The following is a 7,953-nucleotide window of genomic DNA, read 5'->3' as shown; positions in this document are numbered from 1 at the left end:
GGCGACAAAGTTGTCGTAAAACTCCGCGAGTGGAAAAACCGCCACGCCATCATCGAAGGCGAAATCATCGAACGCCTCGGCAAGACCTTCGAACCCGGCGCCGAGTTCACCGCCATTCTCCGCAAATACGACCTCGACCCCGCCTTCCCCGACGCCGTCATCCGCGAAGCCGCCGCCATTCCCGACCGTATCCGAACCACCGATACCAAAGGCCGGCTCGACTACCGCGACATCCCCACCTTCACCATCGACCCCGACGACGCCAAGGACTTCGACGACGCCCTCTCCATCGAACACCTCGACGGCGACCGCATCCGCATCGGCATCCACATCGCCGACGTCTCCCACTACGTCAAACCCGGCACCGCCCTCGACAACGAAGCCCGCAAGCGCGGCAACTCCACCTACCTCGTCGGCGCCGTCATCCCCATGCTCCCGGAAAAACTCTCCAACGGACTCTGCTCCCTCGTCGAAGCGCAGGACCGCCTCGTCAAGACCGTCCTCCTCACCTTCGACGCCAAACGCCGCCTCACCGACACCGCCTTTGCCAGCGCCGTCATCCGCTCCCGCAAACGCCTCACCTACCGCCAGGCCTACGCCCTCCTCTTCGAGAAAAAACTCGAAACCATCCGCGCCCTCCCCCTCCCCCCCAAACACCAGACCGGCTCCACCGGACGCGCCCTCTCCTCGCTTGACGACGCCGAACTCCGTTCCCTGCAAAGCTGGGTGCGCGAACTCTGGGCCATTGCCTCCAGCCTCCGCCGCGCCCGCATGAAAAACGGCTCGCTCGACCTCGACATGCCCGAGACCAAAGTTTTCGTGGACGAACAAGGCTACGCCGACCGCCTCGAAAAAATCGAAAACGACGAAAGCCACCAACTCATCGAAGAGTTCATGCTCGCCGCCAACGAAGCCGTTGCCCGCCTCACAAAAACCAAACGCCTCCCCTCGCTTTACCGCGTCCACGACGAACCCGATCCCGAAAAACTCAGCGAATTTCGCGACACCCTTGCCGAGTCCGGCATCAAGGCGGGCGACCTCACCAAACGCTCCGAACTCTCCAAGGTCATCACCGCGCTCGACCAGCACGCGCAAGGTCACCTCCTGCGCACCCAACTCCTGCGCAGCCTCAAGAAAGCCTGCTATCGCTCCACGGCTGACGGCCACTTCGGCCTCGCCAAACGTGACTACACGCACTTCACCTCGCCCATTCGCCGCTACTCCGACCTCGTCGTCCACCGCGTCCTCGAAAACCACCTCGCCACGCCAACCGCCGGGTCTGGCAACAAAACCCGTTACTCGGCCTCGCAAATGGCCGATCTCGGCGAACACCTCAGCCTCACCGAAACCAATTCCCAGGAAGCCGAGCGCGAAAGTGTGAAAGTGAAGCTCGTGGAATTCTTCGAGCGCGAACTCACGAAAAAGCCACCCACGCGATTCCCCGCCATCATCACCGAAGTCCGGCCGCACGGCCTCTTCATCGAGTTGGAGGAGTCGATGACCTTTGGCTTTATCCCTGCGTCCGAACTCTCCGCTGCCGCGGGCAACGACGCCTATTACGCCCCCACCCCTGACGGAGCCGCCCTCGCCGCCCGCCGAGGCCAGCCGCGCTACGAACTCGGCGCCAAACTCGACGTCATCGTATCCAAAGTGGACCGCTTCAAACGCCTCATCGACTTCAAGCCCGCGCGGTAGTTTCGCAGCAATTTCCAAACCCAACCGCTTACCGAGCGAAGCGACAGTCTGACATGTTCGAGAAGAAAGACAGGATTTCTCGCCACGCTCGCAACGCCCGCAACGGTTCATACCGTTTCCCGATCAGAAATATATCACGCGGAGGCGCGGAGGACGCGGAGGAAAAAATAACAAATCCCCGCGTCCTCCGCGCCTCCGCGTGAGTTCCTTGATATTGTTATTATATCTTTGAACGAAAAAGGGTGTCAGCTTGGGCCGTTGCGACCGTCGCGCCGTTGCGGGAAATCCTGTCTTTATCCGCGCCTGTTCGTGAACTCGCCTGATGTTTCCGGCGGTCAGATTTTCCCCGCTTTGCGCTTGCTAATCAGCGCGTGGAAGTCGGCGAAAAGCGGATCGGCGTCATTGGGACCTGGCGCGGCTTCCGGGTGATATTGCACGCAGAAAACAGGCAGTTCCTTGTGACGCAGCCCCTCGACGGTGTTGTCGTTGAGGTTGATCTCGGTGACGATCGCGCCGGTTTTTTCGAGACTCTTTGGGTCGGTCGCGAAGCCGTGGTTTTGCGCGGTGATGGAAACCTTGCCGGTCTCGATGTTCTTCACGGGCTGGTTGCCGCCGCGATGGCCGAACTTGAGTTTGAAGGTTTTGCCGCCGAGCGCGTGCGTGATCATCTGGTGGCCAAGACAGATGCCGAAGGTCGGGTAATCGGGCAGGAGGTCAGTCACGGTCTTGTGCACGTAGGCAAGCGCAGCGGGGTCGCCGGGGCCGTTGGAGAGGAAGAGTCCGTCGGGGTTGTGCTCGCGGATTTGCGCGGCGGTGGCCGTGGCGGGAAACACAAGGACGTCAAATCCGTGGCGGACGAGTTTGCGGAAAATGGTGTGCTTGGCACCAAAATCGAAGGCGGCGACTTTGTAACGGGAGGGGGGTGGGGGGGGGAGACCAAGCGTCGTGCCGGCGGGGACGTAGGCGGAGTTGTGGTTGGCCGGATCTTCGGCGCTCCAGACGTAGGGGGCGGCGCAGGTGACGTCTTTCACGTAATCGCTGCCGGCGATGTCCTGCCAGGCGCGGGCGTGGGCGATGGCGTCGGCGTCGGTGAGCGGGAGCGTGGAAATGCAGCATTTCATGGCGCCATCGACGCGGAGTTTCTTGGTGATGGCGCGAGTATCCACTTCACTGATACCAGGGATGCCGTTCTGGCGCAGGTAGTCGCCGAGCGAGAGGCGGGAGCGCCAGTTGCTGACCACGGGCGAGAGTTCGCGCACGACGAGGCCGGAGGCCATCGGGCGGGAGGCTTCGTTGTCCTCGGGCGAGATGCCGTAGTTGCCGATCATCGGGGCGGTCATGGTGACGATCTGGCCGAAGTAGGACGGGTCGGTGATGATTTCCTGATAGCCGGTCATTGAGGTGTTGAAGACACACTCCCCGGAAACGGTGGCGTCGGCTCCGAACGCGAGTCCGCGATAAACGGAGCCATCTTCAAGTGCGAGCACGGCAGGCTTGGATGTGGACATTAAAGAGAAACGAAAAATCTCCATGCCCCGGCTCGCAAGTGGGTTTTTGAGGAGTTGTGATGGGCTGCAGTTGTCCTGATACAGAAGTGCACTGGAATGCACTTATTTTCATCGTTTCGCAATCATTCGGCGAATGCGATTTTGTATGATGTGCCATGCAGTCTTCCGACTGGCCGCCACTCGTCACCAAGTGTCGAGGACGGAGCCGCGGACTTTTTCGGCGAGGGTTTCGGCGAGGAGGGGGAGCAATTGATACTCGGCCTGAAGTTGCTGGCCGTCGTCGGTGTAGAGCTGACGGACGGCTTCGAGGCGACGGTCGGTAAAGATGGGTTTTCCGCCTTCCTTGTTGTCCAAAAGGGTGACGCGGGCGCGCAGGGTGACGTCGAATTTGCGGGCAAGGCCAGTGTCGTCCCTGCGCGAAACAGCGGTGTTGCGCGAGTAGTTGGAGAGATCGACTTTGAGGATGGCGTCGGCGTCTTCGGGCGTGTTGACGAGGATGACGCGTCCGTCACGGAGGAAGGTCTCGCGCAGTTGAGTGGTCACCACGGCCTGAGCCTGAGGCAGCGCGGCGCTGTTACCAACCGGGGCGATGTAGAGGGTGTCGAACTTGACGCGGTTGTTGGTGCCGAGCTGGTAGTGCGAGCATCCGGCGAGGGAAAACAAAACGAGTGCGGCGGCAGCGAAGGGCGCAAAGAGGCGGGAGAGGTGAATACGCATGGTCGGTATGTTGCGGGGCGCGAGAGAGCGGGCAGGAAAGCCTAAAAGAGCCAGAAGCGTTTTTTGGCGGCGGGGGCGGCGCGGTCGGGAACGTCGGTTTTGGGGGCGCTGTGACGGGCCTCGTCGGCACTGAGATCGGCGAGGAGCTTCTGGGCTTTTTCGGCGACAGGAGAATTTGGATACAGGGTGATGGCTTCGTTGTAAAAAACGCGGGCGGCGGGGTAATTGGAGCGTTTGTAGTAGTAGAAATCGCCGATGTTGATGCGGCTTTGCGCAAGCATGGTGCGCATGTCGCCCTCGCCCTTGGTGGCGGCGGTGGCGTTGGGGTCGTTGGGGAAGAGGATGAGGAAGTCTTCGAAGTAGGTGAGGGCCTGGCGGCTGGAGGCTTGATCGTAGTTGGGGCCGGCGACGAGGTCGGCGTGGGCCTGGGCGAGTTTGATGTAGGCGTCGGGGGCGAGGAAGTTTTGCGGGTAGTTGTTGATCATGCGATCAAGGGCGTCGATCGCGCCATCGGGGTCGCCCATAAGGCTGTGACCGCGGGCAATGCTCATGAGGGCAAGCGGCGCGTATTCGCTGTAGGGGGCGCTCACGAGAATCTTTTCGAGTTGTTCGACGCCTTTGCCGCGATTTTTGAAACCGGGAAAAACACCCAGAATACGACCGCGGGCGCCGTCAACGAGGCCGGTGGCGATGCGGTATTGGGCACCGATGGTCTCGTTGAATTTCGCGTAGTTGGGGTGCTTGCTGACGATTTCCTGATAGGCGTCGAAGGCTTTGGTGAACTTGCGTTCCTTGTTGTAGAGGCCGCCAAGGCGGAAGAGCGCTTCGGGAGCGTAGATGGAGGTGCCGTAGGATTTGGTGACCTGGAGGTAACCTTTGATGGCAGAGGACTCGTGTCCGGCTTCCTCGTCGGCGCGGGCCTTGTTCATCAGTTCGAGGGCGTTGCGGCCTTCGGTGGAGGAGAAGTAGGGAGCGAGGGCGCCGCCTTCAACCTGCCAGCCTGCCTGCGGGGTCCAGACAATGTCGGCGCGCAGGTGGGTTGCGAAAAGGGTGACCGCTAAAAACAAAAGGGCTTGGAGATAACGAAATGGCTGGGAAGTGGACCGCATAAAAAAGTCACCAGCGAACCAGCGCTGACCCACAGGTCAAGCCCGCCCCGAAGGCAACGAGGAGGCTTATCTCTCCGGGACGCAGGCGGCAGGCGCGGCGGGCTTCGTCGAGCGCGATGGGAATGGAGGCGGCGGAGGTGTTCCCGTAGCGGTCGAGGTTCAGGTAAAAGCGGTCGAGCGGAAATTCGAGGTATTGCGCGATGGCTTCGATGATGCGCAGGTTGGCCTGGTGGGGGATGACGCAGGCAATGTCGGCAGGGTGGATGTCATGCTGCTGGAGGAGGACGCGGGCGGAGTCCTGCATGCCGCGGACGGCGTATTTGAAGACTTCGCGGCCCTTCATCTGGATGAAGCGGGGGGTTTCGGCGGTGACGGTTGGGCAACTGCTGCCGCCGCCGGGGATGGTCAGGAGTCCGGCCGTGCCTGGAATGGCGCCGAGACGGGCTCCGATGATCTGTGCGCTGGAGCCAGCGGGCGAGGGTCCGAGGACGGCGGCACCGGCTCCGTCGCCAAAGAGCACGCAGGTGGTGCGGTCGGTCCAGTCAACGGAGGTGGAGAGGCGTTCGGAACCAATAATGAGGGCGTGGCGGTAGCGTCCGCTGGCGAGCATGGCCCAAGCCATGTCGAGCGCGTAAATGAAGCCGGTGCAGGCGGCGTTGATGTCCACGCAGGCGGTGGTCTCGGGGAGTCCGAGGCGGGTTTGCACGAAGCTGGCGGTCGAGGGGATGGGTTGGTCGGGGGTGCAGGTGGCGACGATGAGGAGGTCGATCTGCGCAGGGGTGAGGCCCGCGCTGGCAAGGGCGACTTCGGCGGCCTTGGTCGCCATGTAGGAGGTGGTCTCGGTTTCGCTGGCGATGTGCCGGGAGCGGATGCCGGTGCGGGTCACGATCCATTCGTCGGAGGTGTCAACGCGAGTGGAGAGTTCTTCGTTGGTGAGAACTTTGGCGGGTGCAAACGAGCCGGTGCCGAGAATCGCAAAGACGGGGGAAGACATGGAATGAGGTGTGACGGAAATGAGGGCCGGGAGAGTGTTGAGAGCCGGGAGGCGGAAAAAGAGGTGGCGGGCGATTGAAGAAAAGGTCGGAAAATTGAAATGCTGAAAAACTGAAATTAGGAGAGGGGAGCGTTCATAACACTGCGTCGGAGGCGGCGGGGCTGGAGTGTTATGGTGGTTTTTTAAACGCCGCCGGGTCCCGTTTCAGTTTTCAGCGATTCAGCTTTCAACTTTTTCGCCCACCGGGCTTGGAGGCGCGATGGCGGCGTTGAGCCGGGCGGCGTCGTGTTCGATGTGATAAAGGAGGTCGGCGCGGATGATTTTGGCGGCGGAAAGGATGGCGCTTTTGATGGCCTGACGGTTGGAGGAGCCGTGAGCTTTGAGGACGTTGCCGCGCAGTCCGAGGAGCGGCGCGCCGCCGTAGCGTTCGGGGTTGACGCGCGCCTTGATGGCCTTGAACGCGCCGCGCGAGAGCATGGCGCCGGCGATGCGCATGGGGTTGGCTTTGAGCGCGGTTTTGAGTTCGTCGCTGAAAAAGTGGAGCAGCGACTCCCAGCTTTTAAGGAGGAGGTTGCCGGTGAAACCATCGCACACGGCAACGTCGCAATGGTCGGTGAAAACAGTAAAACCTTCGGTGGGGCCGACGTAATTGAGGATGCCGGCCGCGCCCGCCTGCTTGAGCAGGGTGCTGGCTCCGGCGGTGAGCAGGTTGCCCTTGCCCTCCTCGGTGCCGATGGTGAGGAGACCGACGCGGGGCTTTTCCACGCCAAGGATGACACGCGCGTAGTGGCTGCCGAGCAGGGCGTTGTGCGCGAGGTGCTCGGGCTCGGCCAAGGGATTGGCGCCGGCGTCGATGAGGACAAAGTAACCGTTTTCCCGCGGGATGATGGCGCAGAGCGCGGGGCGGTCGATGCCATCAAGCGTGCGCAGGCGGAGGGTGCCGCCAGCCATAAGAGCGCCGGTGTTGCCGCAACTGACCACGGCGGAGGCCTCGCCTTGTTTGACCAATTCGATAGCCCGGACCATGGAGGAGTCCTTCTTGGCGCGGAGGGCCTTGAGAGGCTTGTCATCCATGGTGATGACTTCGCTGGCGTGGCAGATGGCCAGACGCGAGGCGGGCAGGTTGTCGAGGCCGTGCTCCGCGAGCAGAGGCCGCAACACATCCTCAGCGCCGACGAGCGTGAGCGGGTTGATGTGCGGGGACTCGTCGAACGCCAATTTTACGGCGGCCACGACCTCGGCTGGGCCAAGGTCGCCGCTCATCGCATCTATGGCGATACGGCCGGTGTCACCGGTGTGCGGAACCATCGCGGGAGATGGGAAGGGTGCTGGTGTTGTCGTCGTGAGGAAACAGGGTCCGGCGGGCGGACGTGTTTCTTAGACGGTTACATCAAGAACCTGGCGCCCGCGATAGATGCCGGTCTTGGTGTTGACACGGTGACGGACGACGGCGCTGCCGTCAGCGGGATCGCGGCTGATTTCGGGAGCCTGAAAGGCGTTGGCAGCGCGGCGGTGGGCGCTGCGGCTCTTGGACTGTTTGCGTTTCGGATTGGCCATGGTGACTGTGGATTTAGATGTGATGTCCGCGATATCGGCGGGAAGCCTGCGTCGGGCGAAAAGGAGATATGGCTAAGGCCCGGCGAGTCCGGGTCAAGGCAGGATTCCTGCGCAGGAAAAAAGTGGGGAGGGCGTCTCGCCGGCCTCGAAACAGAAACAGAGAACAGAAACAGAGATTGCGAGCCGGACACCCACACCGCTTCAATTTTGCCCGATTCTCCCCTTGCGCCGGCCATGAAACACACCACCACGCTCAAAATCTGCGGCATCACCCGCGCATCAGACGCCCACCTCGCCGCCGAGGCGGGCGCGTCGTGGCTCGGTTTCATTTTTTATCCCAAATCCCCCCGCGCCCTCACGCCTGCCGCCTACG

Annotated in this window: 7 protein-coding genes and 1 pseudogene; 2 read left to right on the top strand and 6 right to left on the bottom strand. The window is 62.0% G+C overall.

Translation table 11 applies throughout. From position 1 onward, the window contains the following. Positions 1-1,695 (top strand): ribonuclease R family protein (locus OBACDRAFT_RS13000; RefSeq protein WP_043586244.1); only part of this gene is annotated, 1,695 nt, incomplete at its 5' end. Positions 1,696-2,030: 335 nt separating this feature from the next. On the opposite strand, the gene carA is transcribed toward OBACDRAFT_RS13000, so the two are convergent. The 6 genes from carA to rpmF form a co-directional block, all read right to left on the bottom strand. Further along, positions 2,031-3,203 (bottom strand): glutamine-hydrolyzing carbamoyl-phosphate synthase small subunit, encoded by a 1,173-nt coding sequence (gene carA / locus OBACDRAFT_RS12995; RefSeq protein WP_043586243.1) that lies wholly within the window; start codon positions 3,201-3,203, stop codon positions 2,031-2,033. Positions 3,204-3,386: 183 nt separating this feature from the next. Further along, a complete protein-coding gene (lptE, locus tag OBACDRAFT_RS12990; protein ID WP_052361934.1) occupies positions 3,387-3,920 on the bottom strand; it encodes an LPS assembly lipoprotein LptE in 534 nt (177 codons plus the stop codon). A 41-nt stretch (positions 3,921-3,961) separates the two neighbouring features. After that, on the bottom strand, positions 3,962-5,029 hold the full coding sequence (gene bamD, locus OBACDRAFT_RS12985; protein WP_043586242.1) for an outer membrane protein assembly factor BamD: 1,068 nt from the start codon (positions 5,027-5,029) through the stop codon (positions 3,962-3,964). Positions 5,030-5,036: 7 nt separating this feature from the next. After that, the gene (locus OBACDRAFT_RS12980; protein ID WP_043586241.1) at positions 5,037-6,023 is read right to left on the bottom strand and encodes a beta-ketoacyl-ACP synthase III; all 987 of its coding nucleotides are present in this window, start codon (positions 6,021-6,023) and stop codon (positions 5,037-5,039) included. A 219-nt stretch (positions 6,024-6,242) separates the two neighbouring features. After that, positions 6,243-7,331, bottom strand: coding sequence for a phosphate acyltransferase PlsX (gene plsX, locus OBACDRAFT_RS12975; RefSeq protein WP_043586240.1), 1,089 nt, complete (start codon positions 7,329-7,331; stop codon positions 6,243-6,245). 69 nt (positions 7,332-7,400) lie between these two features. Next, positions 7,401-7,580 (bottom strand): 50S ribosomal protein L32, encoded by a 180-nt coding sequence (gene rpmF / locus OBACDRAFT_RS12970; protein ID WP_043586239.1) that lies wholly within the window; start codon positions 7,578-7,580, stop codon positions 7,401-7,403. A 234-nt stretch (positions 7,581-7,814) separates the two neighbouring features. On the opposite strand from rpmF, the pseudogene OBACDRAFT_RS31120 reads away from it, so the two are divergent. Then, positions 7,815-7,953, top strand: a pseudogene (locus tag OBACDRAFT_RS31120) (phosphoribosylanthranilate isomerase); the annotation flags it as partial.

The sequence above is a fragment of the Geminisphaera colitermitum TAV2 genome, assembly GCF_000171235.2.
GTDB classification, from domain to species: Bacteria; Verrucomicrobiota; Verrucomicrobiia; order Opitutales; family Opitutaceae; genus Geminisphaera; species Geminisphaera colitermitum.
The sequence above is the reverse complement of the archived record's forward strand: the minus strand, read 5'-3'. Positions and strand labels throughout refer to the sequence as shown.